The sequence below is a fragment of the Kribbella sp. CCNWLW201 genome (assembly GCF_037203805.1).
Taxonomy (GTDB): domain Bacteria; phylum Actinomycetota; class Actinomycetes; order Propionibacteriales; family Kribbellaceae; genus Kribbella.
Genome location: NZ_JBBCBQ010000006.1, coordinates 236,743 through 255,298 on the forward strand (window position 1 = coordinate 236,743; position 18,556 = coordinate 255,298).

Sequence of the window (18,556 nt, forward strand, 5' to 3'; positions counted from 1 at the left end):
CCGGACCAGTGGTACGACGCTTGGTCGCGAGCGTGACCGGGGTCACCGATCGGCCGGTGCCGCGGTCACGATCGGGCGATCCACCCGGCGCCATGGTCACAGTCCGTGAACTGGGGTTTCGTCCGGACCGTTCGACGCCTACGCTGGGGGCGCGCGGGGGCCGTCACCTCCTGCGCTCGCGTGGGGCGATCGAGGATGGGGACCTGATGGGTGTGGGGAGCCGTCGGGGGCTGCGGTTCGCGGCACTCGGCACATTGCTCGCGGTGTTCGCGGTGCCCGCGTACGCCGACGATCCCACGCCACCACCGCCGGCCTCCGTCACGGATGTGAACCGGTCGCTGGAACAGCTCCAGGCCGAGGCAGCCGCCGTACAGGCTGATTTCGCGAAGGCGACGATCGCGTACACGAACGCGCTGAAGGCCGCGCAGGCCGCCGAAGCGGCGGCGAAGAAGGCGGAGACCTCGGCGACCGCGTCGAAGGGCCAGGCGGACGAGGAGCGCCGGCGGCTCGGGCTCCTGACCGCGCAGGCGTACCAAACCGGCATCCCGACCGTGCTCGGTACCGAGTCGATGCTGTGGTCGCTCGCCCCGATCGCGGAGAACCTGCAGGAGATCGCCGACCGGCAGACCGCCATCCAGCAGCTCGGCAGCACGCAGGTCTCGCAGTACCAGACCGCGATGGCCGCCGAGAACGAGGCCGGTAAGGCGAAGTCGGAGGCCGCAAGCAAGCGGGCCGCCGCCAACGAGGCCGCGGCCAAGGCCAAGCAGCTGAGCCAAGAGGTGCAGCAGCAGGCGGCCGACGCCTCGCTGATGATGGAGAGCCAGTTCGCCGACCTCGATGGTGCGTCGGCGCTGTCCAAGCAGCTGCAGCTCGCCCGGAATCAGCAAGCTCTGGCTCGCTGGCAGGCGTACTTGGCCGAGCTGACGACCGCCAAGATCACTCCGCCGGCGGCCGCAGTACTGAGGAATCCGGCCAAGCTCCCGAAGGGCCTGCAGCCGCTCACCGCCGCGGGCGCGCCCGTTGCCGGGGCGGCCGCCGTGGTCCAGGGCGCTCGGACCGTCAAGGTCCTGTCGGCCGAGACGATCCGGGCGGTGAACCAGGCATTCAGTCTGCTCGGGAAGCCGTACGGCGTCGCCGCGACCGGGCCGGGCAGCTACGGCTGTCTCGGTGCCGCGCGCGTCGCGTGGCAGCCGTACACCACGCTGCCGAACCTGATCGGCAAGGTCTACCCGAACTACCAGGCGGTGCCGGCCTCACACGTCCAGCCCGGCGACCTGCTCGTGATGGGTAGCAAGTCGCTCGGCCTGTTCCACATCGGTGTCGCCCTCGACAACGGCGAGATGATCGCCGCGGACGAGGCCAAGGGCTCGGTCGTCGTGACCAAGGTCCCGGACAACCTGTACGCCGCCCTGCGCCCGACCCTCGGCAAGCCGGTCAAGCCTCAGGTCGCGCCGGTGGCGACCTCGGAGGCCTACGCGTTCCGGTGTGGCAACACGGCGACGTCGTACAACGTCGGGAGCGGCTCCTGGACGTGGCCGCTGGCCGAAGGCACCTACGAGATCGGTACGTCGTTCGGTCAGGCCGGAGCGCTGTGGTCGAGCGGGTACCACACCGGTCAGGACTTCCCGGCCGCCGTTGGTACGCCGGTTCGCGCGGTGACCTCGGGTGTCGTCCAGGTCGAGCACCCGGCCTGGGCGGGGAACCTGGTGCGCATCGACCACGGCAACGGACTGGAGACGCTGTACGCGCACCTGAGCTCGGTCGACGTGGCTGATGGCGCGCAGGTCAGTGCCGGCCAGCGCATCGGAGCGGTCGGCACGGAGGGGAACTCGACCGGCCCCCACCTGCACTTCGAGGTCCGCCTCGGCGGCGACCCGGTGAACCCGATGCCGTTCCTGGCGACTGGTAGCGCGACCGTGGGCTGGGGTGGCTACAGCAACGGCATGATCCCGGCCAGCAAGCTCTGCGCGCTCGGGTCCGGCCACATGCTCCGCTGCGACGCGGCCGCCGCCTACCTGCAGTTGGCGCGCGCCTACCGGGCCCAGTTCGGCAAGACGCTGTGCATCACCGACTCGTACCGCTCCTACTCGTCGCAGGTCAGCCTCTACTCCCGCAAGCCGTCCCTCGCCGCACTGCCCGGCACGTCCAACCACGGGTGGGGCGTGGCCGTGGACCTCTGCGGCGGCGTGGATCGCTTCGGCACGGCGCAGTACCAATGGATGAAGTCGCGGGCCGCCAAGTTCGGCTGGGTCCACCCGTCCTGGGCCGACCAGGGCGGCTCCCGCGAGGAGCCCTGGCACTGGGAGTTCGGCAAACCCGCCGTCTCCTAGCAGCAGAACCGTGGAACCGCCGCGCCCGCTCGTTCGTGGCAAGAGCATGAGATCCAGGTACGACGACGTGGCCGGCGAGTACGACGAGTGGGTCGGAGCGGGCTCAGCCCTCGACGACCCAACCTTCACCGAATTGGTCGGCGAGGTGGCCGGTCAGGAGGTCTGCGTCGTCGCGTGCGGCCAGGGTCGCGAGGCCCGCTTCCTGGCAGCGCAGGGCGCAGCGGTCACCGGTGTCGATGTGTCCGAGAAGCTCCTCGAGAAGGCTCGGCAGCACGAGGAAACCGAGCCGCTGGGCATCTCGTATCGGCATGGCGATGCGCAGACCCTCGAAGGGCTCGCCGACGACTCGTTCGACGGGGTCGTCTGCTACATGGCCTTGATGGACATCCCGGACCTCGGCCAGACCCTCCGATCAATGGCCCGCGTCCTCAGGCCCGGAGGCTGGTTCGTCGTCTCCATCACGCACCCCTGCTTCAAGACGCCCGCCACCGGGGAACTCGTGGACCACGTCGACCAGAGCGTCCGTCGTACGGTCGGCAAGTACTTCGTCGAGGGCTACTGGGACGGCCCAGGCCAGCATCGAAACGCGCTACCGGTCGGCGCCTACCACCGGACCCTCAGCACCTACGTCAACACCCTGGCCGACACCGGCTTCGTCATCAACCAACTACGCGAGCCACCCCAAGACACCCCGGTCTGGCGCGAGGTCCCGCAATTGCTCTACATCCGCGGCCGGCTCTTATAGGGGAAACCGGTAGAAGGTTTGCAAGGGTTCGCCGGGGGTGTGGATGTGGAGGGCTAAGCCGGCATGGGCTGTGGTGTCGACGATGCGGCCGTCGGGGGTTGGTGGCTCGAAGGGGAGGGGGACCGTCGAGCGGATGCCCGGGGCGCCGAGGACGGGGTGGCCGGCGAAGGAGGTGACGATGGGGTTGTGGACGTGGCCGGTGAGTAGTGCGGTGATCGGCTTGCCGGTCAGGACGGCCTCGAAGGCGTCCCGGGATCGGAGCATCCACTGGTCCATCACCGGGTGATGCAGGTCCAGCGGTGGGTGGTGGAAGGCCACGAATACCGGCCCGTCGAAGGACTCACGCAGTACGCCGTCCAGCCAGCTCAGGGACTCCTCGGACAGCAAACCGTGGTCCTCGCCCGGCACGGTGCTGTCGACCAGAACGAAGCGTGCTCCGGCGACGTCGCGCACCTGGTGGACCGGATGACCCTCGCCTGGTGAGTCGACGTACGACGCCAGACCGGTCCGAAGTGGTGCGCTCACGTCATGGTTGCCGGGCAGCAAGAGCACCGGCACATCCGACTTCAGTTCGTCCGCTAGTTCGGCGTACTCCGCTTCCAGGCCGTGGTCGGCGAGGTCGCCGGTGACCAGGATGACGTCCACCGGCCGGCTGAACCCGCGCAGGTACGACGTGATCCGCCGCAGCCGGGAGCGCGCCTCCTCCGAGCCGTCGAGATGCGGGTCACTGAGGTGCGCGATCACGTACATGTCTGCACCCTAACCGCAGAAACCACCCGGCAGATCGTTGCAGGGAACCAGCCCGCCGCGAGCCAGCACCGGCCGCGCCTGCGCCGATCGGAGGTAGTCGAGGAATGTCGCCGTGAGCGAGTCCGCCTCGGGTGCCTGGTAGGTGTACGCGTGCTCGACCTCCCAGAACTTGTACGCCCCGTCCGCGACCTTCGCCGCATCCGGTACGACGCCATCGATCGAGGCGACCGTGATCTCCGGGTACTTCCGGGTGCTGCCGAGCTCGGCGTACCCGATCGCGCCGTCGATCTCGTTCACCCGGGTCAGCAGCTCCTCCGTCGTACCGACTTCGCAGCGATGATGTTTGGCGACCGGGTCGTCGCGACGGCAGTCGTCGGAGGAGATGCCGAGCTCCTGATCGCCGCCCAGCACCTTGTCCCGGAACACCCGTCGCGAACCCGAGTCCGGCCCGACGCGGCTCACCATCCGGATCGGCAGGTCCCGGCCGCCGAGCTGCTTCCAGTTGGTGATCCGGCCGCCGTAGATGTCGCGCAGTTGCGCGGTGGTCAGCGCGGTCACGTCCGACGACCGGTTCACCGCGACCGCGAACACGACCACCGCGACCGGCTCACCCCACAGGTCCGGTGCGTCTTCCGCCGTACCGTCGGACATCGCGATCAGCTTCCCGGCCGCGCCCGCGTCCTGCGCGCCGGTCTCCTTGAGGGTGCGGATACCGCTGCGGCTCCCGTTCGCCGCGATGGTGATGTCGGCGTCGGTGCACTCGGCCGCGTACGCGGTCCGCACCTCGCGCATGGTCTGCTCGACCGCGGTCGACCCGATGATGCGCACCTGCCCGGAGGCGCAGTTGTCCGGCGGCTGCAGTACGTCGACCAGGAACAACGCGACCAGGGCACCCACGAGCAACAGCGACAGCGCGCCGAACATCAGCGACCGACGACCGGGACCGCGCGGCCGTGGCTCGTGATAGACCCCACCACCGGTCGACCCGCCGGCCAGATAGCCGGCATGCGTCACGCCCTTCCCGGTCCCCGACAGCACGAGCAGGAACTTGAAGTGGTCGCCGCGGTTGATCGCGATCCGGGGCAGCACCAGCTTGCTGGTGTCGACGTAGTTCGCCGGGACCAGCCGGCGCTGCAACATCTCGCCGAGCGACGCCGGCTGGGCCTCGGTCACCTTGAGCCCGACGATCTTGCGGTCCGGGAAGGCGAACGACACCTTCTCGTGCATGTCGTGCGGGTCGATGTCCATCCCGCCGGCGTTGTCCAGCCGGAGCAGCACGATGCTCGGGTTCTCCACCACCGCGTCCTGGTGGCGTACTTCGACATCGACCATCCGCTGTGTCTTGTCCGCGCTGGGATAGACCCCGATGGGGGCATCCACCTGGACCCGGTAGACGAGCCGTTTGCGCCGCAGCACGTACCGGTCGATCAGCCAGGCGACCACCGAAGCGATCAGCGCGACGGCGGCGATGATCGTTTCGAGATTGATCTCACCGAAACCCGAGAAATCCACTGTCCCCTCCTGCGAAAACGCTATCCAGGCGCGGTGAACGGGTCCTTACCGAGCGGTGACGTACGGGGTGTGGGCTTGGCCGTGTGCGGCCGGTCTGCGAGATTGGTCGGCATGGCTGAACAGGTTGACGTGGTCGTGATCGGACTCGGGGTGGGCGGGGAGGAGACGGCGGGCCGGCTGGCGGAGGCCGGACTGAACGTGGTCGGTCTGGATCCGCGGCTGGTCGGCGGTGAGTGCCCGTACTGGGGCTGCGTGCCGAGCAAGATGATGATCCGGGCCGCCAACCTGATCGCCGAGACCCGCCGGGTCGACGGCATGGCCGGTACGGCGTCCGTCCAGCCGGACTGGGCGCCGGTGGCCAAGCGGATCCGCGAGGAGGCGACCGACAGCTGGAACGACCAGGTCGCGGTCGACCGACTGGTCAAGAAGGGCGTCACCTTCCTGCGCGAGCGTGCCACCATCACCGGTCCGCGGACGGTCAAGGCCGGCGACCGGGAGTTCGAGGCGTCCCGCGGCATCGTGATCGCGACCGGCGCCGTCCCGGTGGTGCCGCCGATCGACGGTCTCGCCGGTACGCCGTACTGGACGAATCACGAGGCGATCGAGGCGGACACGCTGCCGGCCTCGATCCTGGTGCTCGGCGGCGGCGCGATCGGCCTGGAGCTGACCCAGGTGTTCGCCCGGTTCGGTGTCGAGGTGACCGTGATCGAGGGCGCCGACCAGGTGCTGTCGATGGAGGAGCCCGAGTCCGGCCAACTGGCCCGCGAGGCGCTCGAGCGTGACGGCGTCACCTTCCACACCGGCGTCCACGCCCAGAAGGTCGCGTACGACGGGACCACCTTCACCGTGAGCCTGGAGGACGGCACCACCGTCACCGGCGAGAAGTTGCTCGTGGCAACGGGTCGCCGGGTCGACGTGAAGGCTCTCGGCCTCGACCAGGTCGGGATCGATCCCGGCGTCCGGCGGCTCGAGGTGGACGAGCACGTCCGGGCCGCGGACGGTGTCTGGGGCGTCGGTGACGTGACCGGCGTCGGCGCGTTCACGCACAACGCGATGTACCAGGCGAACGTCGCGGTGTTCGACATCCTCGGCAGCGAGGACGCACCGCTGGCGAGCTACCACGCGATGCCGCGGGTGACCTTCACCGACCCGGAGATCGGCGCGGTCGGGATGACCGAGAAGCAGGCGCGCGAGGCCGGCCTCGACGTGAAGATCGGGTCCGCCCAGATCCCGTCGTCGACGCGCGGCTGGATCCACAAGGCGGGGAACGAGGGCTTCATCAAACTCGTGGTCGACAACGAGCGCGGCGTGCTGGTCGGTGCGACCAGCGCCGGGCCGACCGGTGGCGAGGTGCTCGGCGCGCTCGCGGTCGCCGTCCATGCGGCCGTTCCCGTTCACACTCTGCAACAGATGATCTACGCATACCCGACCTTCCACCGTGCGATCGGGGATGCACTCAAGCAGTTGTGAGATCCCTTGTTGCGATCGGGTCGCAACAGGATGAAGATATGCGCGTGCATGTTCCTGACGGATTCTTCGACGCGCCTACCTCCATCGCCACCGGACTGATCGCTGCCGGAGCCGTCGGCGTCAGCCTGCAGCGGGCGAATCGCGAGCTCCGCGAGACGGGTCCGGCGCTGGCCGGGCTGACCGCGGCGTTCGTGTTCGCGGTGCAGATGGTGAACTTCCCGGTCGGCGCGGGGACCAGCGGGCACCTGCTCGGTGGCGCGCTGGCCGCGGCCCTGGTCGGCCCGTGGACCGCCGTACTGGTGATGTCGACCGTGCTGCTCGTGCAAGGGTTGCTGTTCGCCGACGGGGGTCTGACCGCACTCGGCACGAACATCACGCTGATGGGGATCATCACCGTTCTGGTCGGCTACTTCCTGACCCGCGCGATCCTGCAGGTGCTGCCGCGGAAGGTGGGCAGCGTCGTACCGGCGGCGACTGTCGGCGCGCTGGTGTCGGTGCCGGTGGCCGCGCTCGCGTTCACCGGGCTGTACGCGATCGGCGGCGCAGTCGACATCCCGCTCGGGAAGCTCGCGACCGCGATGGTCGGCTGGCACATCCTGGTCGGCATCGGTGAGGCGGTCATCACGGCCGCGGTGCTGAGCGCGGTCGTCGCGACCCGGCCCGACCTGGTGTACGCCGCTCGCCACCTGCAGAAGGACCTCATCCTCGTCGATGCCGACGGGAACACCTCGACCGTGTCGCCGGACAAGCCCATCGCGGCCAAGCCGGCCGGACGGACGCTCGGCGTCGGGGTTGCAGTGTCGCTGCTCGTGGCCGGTGGCCTCAGCCTGTTCGCCAGTGCGCATCCGGACGGTCTCGAGTTCGTCGGCGCCAGACTCGGCTTCGAGACGGCGGCCAAGGACTCCGCGGTCGCGGGCAGCCCACTCGCCGACTACGGCGTCAGCGGGATCGGCAACACCCAGGTCTCCGGTGCATTGGCCGGCATCATCGGCGTACTCGTCACCATCGCCGTCGGCCTGGCGATCGCCAAACTGGCCTCGCTGCGGGCGAACCGAGCTTCATGAGTGGTGACGGTCTTCTCGTAGCGGTGGACAGCCGGGTTCACCGCATCCCGGCGCAGGTGAAGATCGTCGCGCTGTTCGTCTTCGTCCTCGCCGTCGTGTCCACGCCCGTGACCGCCTTCTGGGCGTTCGGCCTGTACGGCGTGATGCTCGTGGCCGCTGTGATGGTCGCGAAGTTGCCGGCGCTGGTCGTCTCGCGGCGGTTGGCGGTGGAGACGCCGTTCATCGTGTTCGCGTTGCTGCTGCCGTTCGTGGCGACCGGGCCGCGGGTCGACGTACTCGGACTGGAGTTGTCGGAGTCCGGCGTACTCGGGGCTTGGAACGTGCTGGCGAAGGGCACGCTCGGTGTGGTCGCGGCGATCCTGTTGTCGGCGACGACCGGGCCGCGGGACCTGCTGGCCGGGCTCGAACGGCTCCGGCTGCCGTCGACGCTGGTCGCGATCCTGTCGTTCATGGTCCGGTATCTGAGTGTGGTCTCCGACGACCTGCACCGGATGCGGATCGCGCGTGAATCGCGCGGCTACACCGGCGGCCGGGCCGGTCATCTCAGGGCGGTCGCCGGGGGAGTGGGCGCGCTGTTCGTCCGCAGTTTCGAGCGGGGTGAGCGGGTCCATCTGGCCATGCGGTCGCGCGGCTACACCGGCCGGATGCCGCTGCTGAGCACGCGGGGCGCGACCTCGGCTCAATGGCTCGAAGGGCTGACGATCTCCCTGGCCGCCGTACTCATCGCCCTCGCCGTTAGGCTGGTCAGCTTGTGAGCGGTCCCGCGATTCACGTTGAGCGTCTCGTCTTCGCCTACCCCGACGGCCGGCAGGCGTTGTTCGGTGTCGATTTCACCGTCCAGCGCGGTGAACGGGTCGCCTTACTCGGCCCGAACGGCGCCGGGAAGACCACGCTCGTTCTGCATCTCAACGGCATCCTCGGCTCGGTGTCCGGCGGGACCGGGAGCGGCCGGATCCAGATCGGCGGGACGGGCCTGCATCGCGAACACCTTCCCGAGGTACGACGGAAGGTCGGGCTGGTGTTCCAGGACCCGGACGACCAGTTGTTCATGCCGACCGTGCGGGACGACGTGGCCTTCGGGCCGGCGAACCTCGGCCTGCGGGGATCCGAACTGGACGACCGGGTGCACGAAGCGCTGGTGCAGGTCGGGATGCAGGATCACGCGGACCTGGCGCCGCATCACCTGTCCTTCGGTCAGCGCCGGCGGGTGGCCGTCGCGACGGTCCTGGCGATGCGGCCCGAGGTGCTGGTGCTGGACGAGCCGTCGAGCAACCTGGACCCGGCCGCGCGACGAGAGCTCGCCGACATCCTCGCCGGCCTCGACGTGACCCTGCTGATGATCACCCACGACCTGCCTTACGCCCTGCAGTTGTGCGAGCGCAGCCTGCTGATGGACGACGGCCGGATAGTGGCCGACGGCAAGACCCGGGAGCTGCTCGGCGACGCCGAACTGATGAGCGCGCACCGGCTCGAGCTCCCGTACGGCTTCGACCCGTTGTCGGTGCCGGGTCCGGAGAAAGGTTTGTCAGCCCCCGGGTAGGGGAACGTCGGCAACCAATTTCGGCAATCCGTGGTGAATTTCTCACCGAAGGGTTGTGTGTTACCGGCGAGTCGGGTCATGGTGACTTTGAGTGCCCTTGTCACCACCCCTTGCAAAGGCGGTCCGCCCATGAAGTCCATCGCCGTCCTCGTTTCCACCGCGGCCCTCGGTGCCGCGATGCTCGTCAGCCCCGGTGTCGCGTACGCCGCGGCACCCGATTACGTCGCTCTGGGGGACTCGTACGCCTCCGGTGTCGGCACCCGCAGCTACATCGCGGACAGTGGTTCGTGTCAGCGTTCGACCAAGGCCTACCCGTACATCGACGCTGTCCGGGTCGGTGCCAACCTCTCCTTCGTGGCCTGCTCAGGTGCCCGCGTCGCGGACGTGACGAACAACCAGTTGAGCGCGCTGAACAGCGGTATCGAGCTCGTCACCGTCCAGGTCGGCGGCAACGATGCCGGGTTCTCGTCGGTGATCACCGAGTGCGCCAAGCCGTCCTGGCGCGGCGACTGCACTGGGGCGATCAACAACGCCCAGTCGATCATCAACAACACGCTGCCCGGCCGGCTGAACGGCCTGTACGGGTCGATCAAGAGCAAGTCGCCATCGGCCAGGGTCGTCGTGGTCGGCTATCCGCGCCTGTTCAACGGCACCGACTGCAACGCCGGAACGTTCTTCAGCCCGACCGAGATGACCCGGCTGAACCAGACCGCCGACCTGCTCAACTCCAAGACCGCGGCCTCGGCGAGCGCGGCCGGCTTCACCTTCGTCAACCCGACCTCGCTCTTCATCGGCCACGCGGTCTGCGGCAGCCCGGAGTGGATCAACGGCCTCTCGAACCCGGTCAGCGAGTCCTACCACCCCAACGTCACCGGCCAGGCCAACTACGCCAACCTCGTCGACGACCAGCTCGCCTGACGCTCACCTTTGGTGGGCTCACCCACCAGGCCGGGGGTTGGCCACGCGGAATCGGGTTGGCCAACCCCCTCTCGCGTGGGTCAGCCCACCAAAGGGTGCGCGGATCGTCGAATCGTGGTGTCATGCAGGGGTGGTGAGGTCTGGTGGCTGGCTGTTGGCGGCTCGGTTCCAGGCCAATTGTTTGGCGCGTCCGGTGGACGAGGCCGGCCCCGGAGGGGTGGCCGACGTCGTGCATCGGACGGGGGGACTGCAGGCGCAGAGCTGGCGCGGCGCCGCGTACGCCGTCCGGGCCCGCTCGACCGCGACCACGTTCGCCGATGTGTCCCACGCTCAGGAGATTGATCGTTCAGTCGTCCGCGGCTGGTTCATGCGCGGCACCCTCCAGCTCGTCGCGACCGAGCACGCCGGCCCGTTGCTCGGGCTCCTCGGCCCGAAACTCATCAAGGACACCGAGCGCCGGTACGGCGAACTGGGTCTGACCGAGGCGATCCGGGCCGAAGCGGCCGACGTCATCGAGGAACATCTGCTCGCCAACGGCCCCACGAGTCGCTCAGCGTTGGCCGACGTACTGGTCAAAGCCGGGCTCATCGCCGAGTCGAAGGGGCAGCAGGTGTATGCACTCATTCGGCACACCGGGTTGCTCGGGCGGCTTTGTTACGGACCGGGCTATGACAAGGACGAGACGTGGGTCGCTGTCCGCGACTGGCTGGGCAAGCCGCTCGCCCTGGACGGGGATCTCGAGGATCTCGCTCGGCGCTACGTGACGGCGTACGGCCCGGCGACCGCGCGCGACTTCGCGACCTGGTCGGGCCTGGGTGTACCGATCGCGCGAAAGGGACTGCAAGCCGCCGCGACCAGGTCCTTCGACGTCGAAGGAGTCGAGTTCTCAGCGGTCGAGGATCTGCCCGGCTGCCCGGATCTGCGCCTGCTGGGGGAGTTCGACCCGTACCTGCTCGGGTACGACGACCGACGGCACGCGCTGGCCGACGAGTACCGCAAACACATCCATCCGGGTGGCGGGATGCTGCGTCCGGCAATCGTCGAGGGCGGCCGGGTGATCGGCTCCTGGAAACACCTCGGCCGCTCCTACGAGCTCTTCGACGACCGGAATCCGGAGCCCGAGCAGTTGGCGGCGGAACTCGAGGACGTGGCCCGGTTCGGCGGTTGATCGTATATGCCTCGTCCGGTATATATGGGGTCATGACCGAGACCTTGAGCACCGAGAACGGCCGGACGGTCCTGCGGATGCAGCGCGAATTGCGGCATCCGGTGGAGAAGGTCTGGCGGGCGATCACCGAGCCGGGGGAGCTGCGCGGGTGGTTCCCGGCCGCGGTCGAGCTGGATCTGCGGCTGGACGGGCCGATCACGTTCACCTTCGAGGAGGAGCCCGATGCGCCCGTCGACGAGCAGAGCCGCGGGGTGATCCGTGCGTACGAGCCGCCGCAGTTGATCGAGTACACCTGGGGCGACGAGGTGCTCCGCTGGGAGCTGATCCCGTCGGCCGACGGGTGCACGTTGCAGCTGACCGCGACGTACGACGACCGGCCGGGGTCGGCGAGTTTCACCAGCGGCTGGATCCAGTGCTTCGACGCGCTGGAGCAGGTGCTCGGCGGATCGGCGGTTCCGGAGAAGGACTACGCCGTACTGCACGAGCACTTCGTCAAGGTGTACGGCCTGGACCAGGGTGTCGTCCTCGATGACGGCGGGGTCCGGTTCGAGCGGCAACTCGTCCGCCCGAAGGAATTGGTGTGGCAACTCCTGGCCGGAGCGGCGACCGCGTCGGCCGGCAGCACGCCGCCGGCCGGGTTCGTTGCCAAGGGCATTGATGCCGGTCCGGTCACCGAGGTGGCCGAGCCGGAGCGTCTGACCTACACCTGGTCACAGGGCGAGGTCAGCTGGACGCTGCGGGACGGCAACGGCGGAGCCCGCCTGGTCCTTGCCCAGACCGGCCCCGCCGCCGACTACCTCGATGCCTGGCAGCAGCTCATCGAGTCGCTGGCCGCCGAGCTATTGGCCAGCGACGTAAAGCCGTAGGTGTTCCGCGGTCAGGGTCGGGCTGCTTTCGACCAGGTCGGCGGGCGTGCCGGTGAACACGACTTGCCCACCGTCGTGGCCGGCGCCCGGCCCGACGTCGATCAGCCAGTCGGCGTGCGCCATCACGGCCTGGTGGTGCTCGATGACGATGACTGTGTTGCCGTCGTCAACCAAGGTGTCGAGCATCGCCAGCAGTTGGTCCACGTCGGCCAGGTGTAGGCCGGTGGTGGGCTCGTCGAGGATGTAAACCGAACCGGTCTTGCCCATGTTGATGGCCAGCTTCAGCCGCTGACGCTCACCACCGGACAGGGTCGTCAGCGGCTGACCGAGGCCGATGTACCCGAGGCCGACCGTCGACAGCCGGTCGAGGATGCTTCGGGCCGGACCACGAGTGAAGAACTCACGTGCCTCGGTCACGGTCATCCGCAGTACCTCGCTGATGTTCTTGCCCCGCAACTTGTAGGCGAGCACCTCGGGCGTGAACCGCGCACCGTTGCAGTCGTCGCAGACCGACGCGACCTCGGCCATCATGGCCAGGTCGGTGTAGACCAGACCGATGCCCTTGCAGGTCTTGCAGGCACCGACCGAGTTGGCGCTGAACAGCCCCGGCTTCACGTTGTTCGCCCTTGCGAACTCGGCCCGGATCGGATCGAGCAGCCCGGTGTATGTCGCCGGATTGCTCCGCTTCGACCCGCGGATCGGCTCCTGCCCCGCGATGATGACGCCATCGCGGCCGGCCAGCGAGCCGTGGATCAGTGAACTCTTCCCGGATCCCGCGACTCCGGTGACGACGGTCAGCACCCCGAGCGGGATGTCGACGCTGACGTTCCGCAGGTTGTGCAGCGTCGCGCCCTCGATGGACAACTTCCCGGTCGGCCGCCGTACGTCGTCCCGCACGGTCACCCGGTGATCCAGGTAGCGGCCGGTCAACGTGCCGGACTTCTTGAGCCCGTCGAGATCACCGGCGAAGCAGAGTCGTCCACCGGCGAGGCCGGCGCCCGGACCGAGGTCGACGATGTGGTCGGCGATCCGGATCGTCTCCGGTTTGTGCTCGACCACGAGCACGGTGTTGCCTTTGTCCCGCAACTGCAGCAGCAGGTCGTTCATCCGCTGGATGTCGTGCGGATGCAGGCCGACGGTCGGCTCGTCGAATACATAGGTGACGTCGGCGAGGCTCGACCCGAGGTGCCGGACCAGCTTCACGCGCTGCGCCTCACCACCCGACAGCGTCGACGACTCGCGATCGAGGCTCAGGTACCCGAGCCCGATGGTGACCATCGAGTCCAGCGTCTGCCGGAGCCCTTCGATCATCGGCCCGACAGCCGGGTGGTTGATCGTGGCAACGAACTCGGCGAGGTCGCTGATCTGCATCGCCGAGCACTCGGCGATCGTCCGGCCGTCGACGGTGACCGAGCGGGCCGCCTCGTTCAGCCGGGCGCCGCCGCAGGCCGGACAGGTTGCCTGCCGGATCGCCCGGTCGGCGAACGCGCGGAGGTGACTCTGCATCGAGTCGCGATCCTTGCTCAGGAAGCTGCGCTTGAGCTTCGAGACGAGCCCCTCGAAGGTCAGGTTGCTCTTGCCGACCTTGACCTTGGTCGGCTCCTGGTGCAGGAATCGCTCCCAGCTCTCGGCCGGGTAGTCCTTGAGCGGCAGGTCGGGATCGAACAAGCCGGTGTTGGCCATCAACTGCCAGTGCCAGCTGTCGACCGCGTATCCGGGTGCCGTGATCGCACCCTGGTTGAGGCTCTTCTCCCGGTCGACGAGCTCGTCCAGTACGAACTCGGTGGTCCGGCCGAGGCCCTCACACGATGGGCACATCCCCTCGGCGAGGTTGAAACTGAACGCTCCGGGCGGTCCGACGTACGGCGTCCCGGCGCGACTGAACAGGACCCGCAACATGGTGTGCGCGTCGGTCGCCGTACCGACCGTGGAGCGAGAGTTGGCGCCGATCCGTTCCTGGTCGACGATGATCGCGGCGGACAGGTTGCGCAGCGAGTCGACGTCGGGACGGCTGCGGCTGGGCATGAAGTTCTGGACGAAGGCGGTGTAGGTCTCGTTGATCAGCCGCTGGGACTCGGCGGCGATGGTGTCGAAGACGAGGGACGACTTGCCGGAGCCGGAGACTCCGGTGAAGACGGTGAGCCGGCGCTTGGGGATGTCCAAGGAGACACCGCTGAGGTTGTTCTCGCGGGCACCCCGCACCTGGATGACGTCGTGACTGTCGGCGGCCGTGGGACCGGCGTACCCGGTCGATTCGGTAGCAGGCATCCTTCAATTGTGACATTGAACCAGTCGTAAGCACTTGGGCTGCAAGCCACCGCTGAAGGGTCGCGAAAACCTTATACGCCCGACGAAGGTTTGCGGGCGACTTCGCCGACCTGGTCGAGCAGTTCCTGGAGCTGACCGGCCAGTCGTTCGCGGTTCGCGGGGGTGAGCGAGGCGACGAGTTCGGACTCCCGGGTGAGCACCTGGTCGACGGTTCGCTCGATCAGGTCGTGGCCGGTGTCGGTGAGCGTGACGACCACTGCCCGCGTGCCGTCGTTCGCCGTACGACGGGTGACCAGTCCGGACTCCTCGGCCCGGGCGACCCGCTGTGAGATCGCTCCGGCGGTGACGAGGGTACGGCGGCTCAACTCGCGCGTACTCAGCTCGTACGGCGATCCGGCCCGGCGCAGCACGCTGAGCAGATCGAGCGTGGCCGGATCGACGCCGAGATCGGCGAGGAGCCGGCGGCGGTCGTCGGCGAACAGCTTCGCCAGTCGCCACAGGGGAGTGACGATCTCGATCGAGTCCGTCGGCGTACCCGGCCGCTCCCGCTGCCAGGCGCGGGCGATCTCCGCGGCGGGGTAGGGGCTCGGCCCGTCGAAGGGATAGCCGTCACGTGGGGAAGCCATGATCACCATGCTACGTTTAGACCTAAACATTTAGACCTAAACGTGAGGAGTATCGTGCCCCGGACGATCGTGGTGACCGGAGGAGCGACCGGAATCGGGCGGGCGACCGCTGAGCGGTTCCGTGCGGACGGCGCCGAGGTGGTGATCACTGGCCGCCGCGAGGACGTGCTGGCCAAGACAGCCGCCGATCTCGGAGCCAGGGGAGTGGTGTGCGACGCGACCGACCCGGAGCAGGTCCAGCGGCTGCTCGACGAGTTGCCGGAGCAGGTCGACGTACTGGTGAACAATGCCGGCGGCAACACCGACTTCGGTCGTGAGCAGGGCGGACTCGCGCAACTGAAGGCGAACTGGCTGGCCAACCTGGAGGCGAACCTGCTGTCCGCGGTTCTCACCACCACCGCCCTCAAGCCACGGTTGACGACTGCCGTCATCCACCTCGGTTCGATCGCCGGCGCCCGCGGGCCCGGATCTTATGGCGCATCCAAGGCCGCGCTGGCGACGTGGAACCTCGATATCGCCGCGGAGCTCGGGCCGCGGGGGATCACCTCGAATGTGGTCGCGCCCGGTTTCACCGCGGACACCGAGTTCTTCCAGGGCCAACTGTCCGACGAGCGTCGCGCACAGTTGCTTGAGGCAACGATGACGAAACGCGAGGGCACCGTGACCGACATCGTCGAGACCATCCACTTCCTCACCTCACCAGGCGCCCGCCACCTCACCGGCCAGGTCCTCCACGTGAACGGCGGCGCCCTGACCAGCCGCTGAATTCCTGACAACGTGGCCAGGTGTGACAATGGCCGCATGCGTGCCACCGTCAAAGATGTTGCCAAGCTGGCCGGGGTTTCTCCGAAGACGGTGTCGAACGTCATCAACGGTGTCGTCTTCGTGCGGCCGGAGACCCGGGCGCGGGTCGAGCAGGCGCTGAGCGAGCTCGACTACGTACCGAACATGAGCGCCCGCGGACTGCGCAACGGTCGCTCCGGGATGATCGCGCTGGCCCTGCCCGACCTGCTCCGGCCGTACTCCGCCGAGATCACGCATCTCGTCGTCGAGTTGGCGCACGAGCGTGGCTGGGGTGTGCAGATCGAACAGACCGCGGCCGAGCCGAACCGCGAGTTCGAGCTGCTGTCCAAGGGGCGTGCGCACCTCGTCGACGGCCTGATCCTCAACCCGGTGAACGTGGACGACAGTGCCGTGATGACGGCCGGTCCGCTGCCGCCCGTCGTACTGATCGGCGACGTCGACCAGGACGTGGTCAGCCAGGTCGCGATCGACAACGTCGCCGCGGCACGGGACATGACGAAACACCTGCTGGACCAGGGCTGCCGACGGATCGCGGCCGTGGGTACGCCGGAAGTCCCGCGCGGATCCAGTGGTGCCGGCGTCCTCGCGGGGACTGCGGATGCACCCGGTACGGCGGCATCCAGACTGCGTACGGCGGGGTATCGGCAAGCGCTCGAGGAGGCCGGCGTACCGAACGATCCGGCGCTGGAGATCAACCTGGACCGGTGGCGGCCGGAGGGCGCGGCGACCGTGGTCGGCAAGTACCTGACCGAGCACGAGTTGCCGGATGCGTTCTTCTGCTTCACGGACACGCTGGCGTCGGGCGCGCTGTCGGCGTTGTGGGCGGCGGGCGTCAACGTACCGAAGCAGACGCTGGTCGCCGGGTTCGACAACATCCTGGAGAGCCAGTTCATGATCCCGCCGCTGACGACAGTGGATTTCGACCGGCGCGAGTTCGTCCGTTCGGCCCTCGATCTGCTCGCTGAGCGGATGGCAGACCGGGACGCGGCGCCGCGGCGAGTGATCATCCCGCACCGCATCGTCGAGCGCACCAGCACCGCACGCTAACCGACAACTTTCCTCATAAGAAACCCGAAGCTCGGGCTGATCAACGGCGTGCTGGCCGAGTTCGGCATCGCCCCGGTGGCGTGGCTGCAGGATCCGAACGTGAAGATGATCTCGGTCGTCGTCACCACGCTGTGGTGGACGATCGGGTTCAACTTCCTGCTCTACCTGGCCGCGCTGCAGAACATCCCGGAGCAGCAGTTCGAGGCGGCCGCGATCGACGGCGCCGGCAAGTGGCGGCAACTGTTCTCGATCGTGATTCCGCAGTTGGCGCCGACCACGGCGCTGATCCTGACGCTGCAGGTCCTCGCGTCGCTGAAGGTCTTCGACCAGATCTACATGCTGACCAACGGCGGCCCGGCCGGCTCGACCCGGTCGATCGTGCAGTACATCTACGAGTCCGGCTTCACCGGCTACCGGTTCGGCTACTCGTCGGCCATCTCCTACCTGTTCTTCGCGATCATCGTGCTGGTCTCGATCGCGCAGTACAGGCTGATCAATCGCCGGAGTGCATCGTGAGTACGTACACCTTGAGTCGTGGGATCAAACAAGGTCACAAGCCTGGCGAAAATCCCTGGAGCGTGTCCAGAATGGTCGCCCTGCTGGTGCTGGCGTTCCTGGCCGCGACCTGGCTGGTGCCGTTCGGATGGGCGGTGCTGACATCGCTGAAAAGCGAGGCCGACGCGGGCGCGTCGACGATCACGCTGAATCCACCGGACGGATTCAGCTTCGACGCCTACCGGAAAGTCCTGTCCGCGGGTGACATCCCGGCCTGGGCGTGGAACAGCCTGATCACGTCTGTCGCAATCACGTTCATCACGGTGGCGACCTCGGCGCTGGCCGGGTATGCGTTCTCGCGGATCGAGTTCCGCGGCCGGCGCTGGCTGTACGCCGCGATCATCGGTGCGATCATCATCCCGCCGCAGTTGCTGATCGTGCCGCTGTTCCGGCAGATGCTCGCGTTCGACCTGGTCGACACCTACTGGGGCATCATCCTGCCGCAGGCGTTCGCCCCGGCGATGGTGCTGATTCTCAAACGCTTCTTCGACCAGATCCCGGTCGAGCTGGAGGATGCCGCCCGGGTGGACGGGGCGAACCGGCTGCGGGTGTTCTGGTCGATCGTGCTGCCGTTGTCGCGGCCGATCCTCGCGGCGGTGGCGATCTTCGTGTTCATCGGTGCCTGGAACAACTTCCTCTGGCCGTTCATCGTCACCACCGACGCGGACCTGATGACGCTGCCGGTCGGCCTGCAGACGGTGAAGAGCGCCTATGGCCTGCAGTACGCGCAGAACATGGCGTCGGCGATCCTGGCCGCATTGCCGCTGGTGTTGGTGTTCCTTTTCTTCCAGCGCCAGATCATCAAGGGAATCGCGACCACCGGCTTCGGCGGTCAATGAGACCACTGCTTTAAGTGGGCGCTTGCGCATCGCAAGTTTCGGAGGAGAGTAAAA

Annotated in this window: 17 protein-coding genes; 13 read left to right on the plus strand and 4 right to left on the minus strand. The window is 68.0% G+C overall.

The annotated features are described in order from the left end of the window. The first annotated feature begins 206 nt into the window (after positions 1-206). Positions 207-2,330, plus strand: coding sequence for a peptidoglycan DD-metalloendopeptidase family protein (locus V9K99_RS25165; RefSeq protein ID WP_337004445.1), 2,124 nt, complete (start codon positions 207-209; stop codon positions 2,328-2,330). Between the two features lie 46 nt (positions 2,331-2,376). Further along, entirely contained in the window at positions 2,377-3,075 is a 699-nt protein-coding gene (locus V9K99_RS25170; RefSeq protein ID WP_337323625.1) for a class I SAM-dependent methyltransferase, read from the plus strand. Here V9K99_RS25170 and V9K99_RS25175 read toward each other — a convergent pair. Both V9K99_RS25175 and V9K99_RS25180 read right to left on the minus strand, forming a co-directional pair. Then, positions 3,070-3,825, minus strand: a complete 756-nt coding sequence (locus V9K99_RS25175) for a metallophosphoesterase (protein WP_337004449.1) — start codon at positions 3,823-3,825, stop codon at positions 3,070-3,072. The two genes, V9K99_RS25170 and V9K99_RS25175, sit on opposite strands and share 6 nt — an antisense overlap. A 9-nt stretch (positions 3,826-3,834) precedes the next feature. Beyond that, positions 3,835-5,337, minus strand: a complete 1,503-nt coding sequence (locus V9K99_RS25180) for a PstS family phosphate ABC transporter substrate-binding protein (protein ID WP_337004451.1) — start codon at positions 5,335-5,337, stop codon at positions 3,835-3,837. Between the two features lie 111 nt (positions 5,338-5,448). On the opposite strand from V9K99_RS25180, the gene V9K99_RS25185 reads away from it, so the two are divergent. The 7 genes from V9K99_RS25185 (at position 5,449) to V9K99_RS25215 (ending at position 12,363) form a co-directional block, all read left to right on the plus strand. After that, complete coding sequence (locus tag V9K99_RS25185) at positions 5,449-6,807, plus strand: dihydrolipoyl dehydrogenase family protein (RefSeq protein ID WP_337004453.1); 1,359 nt, start codon at positions 5,449-5,451, stop codon at positions 6,805-6,807. A 38-nt stretch (positions 6,808-6,845) separates the two neighbouring features. Further along, entirely contained in the window at positions 6,846-7,871 is a 1,026-nt protein-coding gene (locus tag V9K99_RS25190; protein ID WP_337004455.1) for an energy-coupling factor ABC transporter permease, read from the plus strand. 23 nt (positions 7,872-7,894) lie between these two features. Continuing rightward, on the plus strand, positions 7,895-8,626 hold the full coding sequence (gene cbiQ, locus V9K99_RS25195; RefSeq protein WP_337004457.1) for a cobalt ECF transporter T component CbiQ: 732 nt from the start codon (positions 7,895-7,897) through the stop codon (positions 8,624-8,626). Then, positions 8,623-9,411 carry an energy-coupling factor ABC transporter ATP-binding protein gene (locus V9K99_RS25200; RefSeq protein WP_337004459.1) on the plus strand — a complete coding sequence of 263 codons (789 nt, stop codon included), beginning with the start codon at positions 8,623-8,625 and terminating at the stop codon, positions 9,409-9,411. Before cbiQ ends, V9K99_RS25200 begins: the two co-directional genes overlap by 4 nt. Before the next feature lie 129 nt (positions 9,412-9,540). Beyond that, positions 9,541-10,329 (plus strand): SGNH/GDSL hydrolase family protein, encoded by a 789-nt coding sequence (locus tag V9K99_RS25205; RefSeq protein ID WP_337004461.1) that lies wholly within the window; start codon positions 9,541-9,543, stop codon positions 10,327-10,329. A 229-nt stretch (positions 10,330-10,558) separates the two neighbouring features. Beyond that, the gene (locus V9K99_RS25210; RefSeq protein ID WP_337004463.1) at positions 10,559-11,497 is read left to right on the plus strand and encodes a winged helix DNA-binding domain-containing protein; all 939 of its coding nucleotides are present in this window, start codon (positions 10,559-10,561) and stop codon (positions 11,495-11,497) included. 32 nt (positions 11,498-11,529) lie between these two features. Next, on the plus strand, positions 11,530-12,363 hold the full coding sequence (locus V9K99_RS25215) for an SRPBCC family protein (RefSeq protein WP_337004465.1): 834 nt from the start codon (positions 11,530-11,532) through the stop codon (positions 12,361-12,363). Here V9K99_RS25215 and V9K99_RS25220 read toward each other — a convergent pair. After that, the gene (locus tag V9K99_RS25220; RefSeq protein WP_337004467.1) at positions 12,337-14,631 is read right to left on the minus strand and encodes an excinuclease ABC subunit UvrA; all 2,295 of its coding nucleotides are present in this window, start codon (positions 14,629-14,631) and stop codon (positions 12,337-12,339) included. The genes V9K99_RS25215 and V9K99_RS25220 overlap by 27 nt on opposite strands. A gap of 71 nt (positions 14,632-14,702) precedes the next feature. Beyond that, entirely contained in the window at positions 14,703-15,257 is a 555-nt protein-coding gene (locus tag V9K99_RS25225; RefSeq protein WP_337004469.1) for a MarR family winged helix-turn-helix transcriptional regulator, read from the minus strand. Between the two features lie 54 nt (positions 15,258-15,311). Between V9K99_RS25225 and V9K99_RS25230 the strand changes: the two genes are divergently transcribed. The 4 genes from V9K99_RS25230 to V9K99_RS25245 all read left to right on the plus strand — a co-directional run bounded on the left by V9K99_RS25230 (position 15,312) and on the right by V9K99_RS25245 (position 18,502). Further along, positions 15,312-16,022 (plus strand): SDR family NAD(P)-dependent oxidoreductase, encoded by a 711-nt coding sequence (locus tag V9K99_RS25230; protein ID WP_337004471.1) that lies wholly within the window; start codon positions 15,312-15,314, stop codon positions 16,020-16,022. A gap of 36 nt (positions 16,023-16,058) precedes the next feature. Beyond that, the gene (locus V9K99_RS25235) at positions 16,059-17,108 is read left to right on the plus strand and encodes a LacI family DNA-binding transcriptional regulator (RefSeq protein WP_337004473.1); all 1,050 of its coding nucleotides are present in this window, start codon (positions 16,059-16,061) and stop codon (positions 17,106-17,108) included. A 48-nt stretch (positions 17,109-17,156) separates the two neighbouring features. Then, on the plus strand, positions 17,157-17,624 hold the full coding sequence (locus tag V9K99_RS25240) for a carbohydrate ABC transporter permease (RefSeq protein WP_337004475.1): 468 nt from the start codon (positions 17,157-17,159) through the stop codon (positions 17,622-17,624). A gap of 71 nt (positions 17,625-17,695) precedes the next feature. Then, positions 17,696-18,502: a carbohydrate ABC transporter permease gene (locus V9K99_RS25245; RefSeq protein ID WP_337004477.1), complete on the plus strand. Its 807-nt coding sequence runs from the start codon at positions 17,696-17,698 to the stop codon at positions 18,500-18,502. Positions 18,503-18,556 lie beyond the last annotated feature (54 nt).

Coding starts and splice junctions, on each gene's coding strand:
- V9K99_RS25165 (WP_337004445.1), top strand. CDS start 207: ATGGGTGTGGGGAGCCGTCGGGGGCTGCGGTTCGCGGCACTCGGCACA.
- V9K99_RS25170 (WP_337323625.1), top strand. CDS start 2,377: ATGAGATCCAGGTACGACGACGTGGCCGGCGAGTACGACGAGTGGGTC.
- V9K99_RS25175 (WP_337004449.1), bottom strand. CDS start 3,825: ATGTACGTGATCGCGCACCTCAGTGACCCGCATCTCGACGGCTCGGAG.
- V9K99_RS25185 (WP_337004453.1), top strand. CDS start 5,449: ATGGCTGAACAGGTTGACGTGGTCGTGATCGGACTCGGGGTGGGCGGG.
- V9K99_RS25190 (WP_337004455.1), top strand. CDS start 6,846: ATGCGCGTGCATGTTCCTGACGGATTCTTCGACGCGCCTACCTCCATC.
- V9K99_RS25205 (WP_337004461.1), top strand. CDS start 9,541: ATGAAGTCCATCGCCGTCCTCGTTTCCACCGCGGCCCTCGGTGCCGCG.
- V9K99_RS25215 (WP_337004465.1), top strand. CDS start 11,530: ATGACCGAGACCTTGAGCACCGAGAACGGCCGGACGGTCCTGCGGATG.
- V9K99_RS25220 (WP_337004467.1), bottom strand. CDS start 14,631: ATGCCTGCTACCGAATCGACCGGGTACGCCGGTCCCACGGCCGCCGAC.
- V9K99_RS25225 (WP_337004469.1), bottom strand. CDS start 15,257: ATGGCTTCCCCACGTGACGGCTATCCCTTCGACGGGCCGAGCCCCTAC.
- V9K99_RS25235 (WP_337004473.1), top strand. CDS start 16,059: ATGCGTGCCACCGTCAAAGATGTTGCCAAGCTGGCCGGGGTTTCTCCG.
- V9K99_RS25245 (WP_337004477.1), top strand. CDS start 17,696: ATGGTCGCCCTGCTGGTGCTGGCGTTCCTGGCCGCGACCTGGCTGGTG.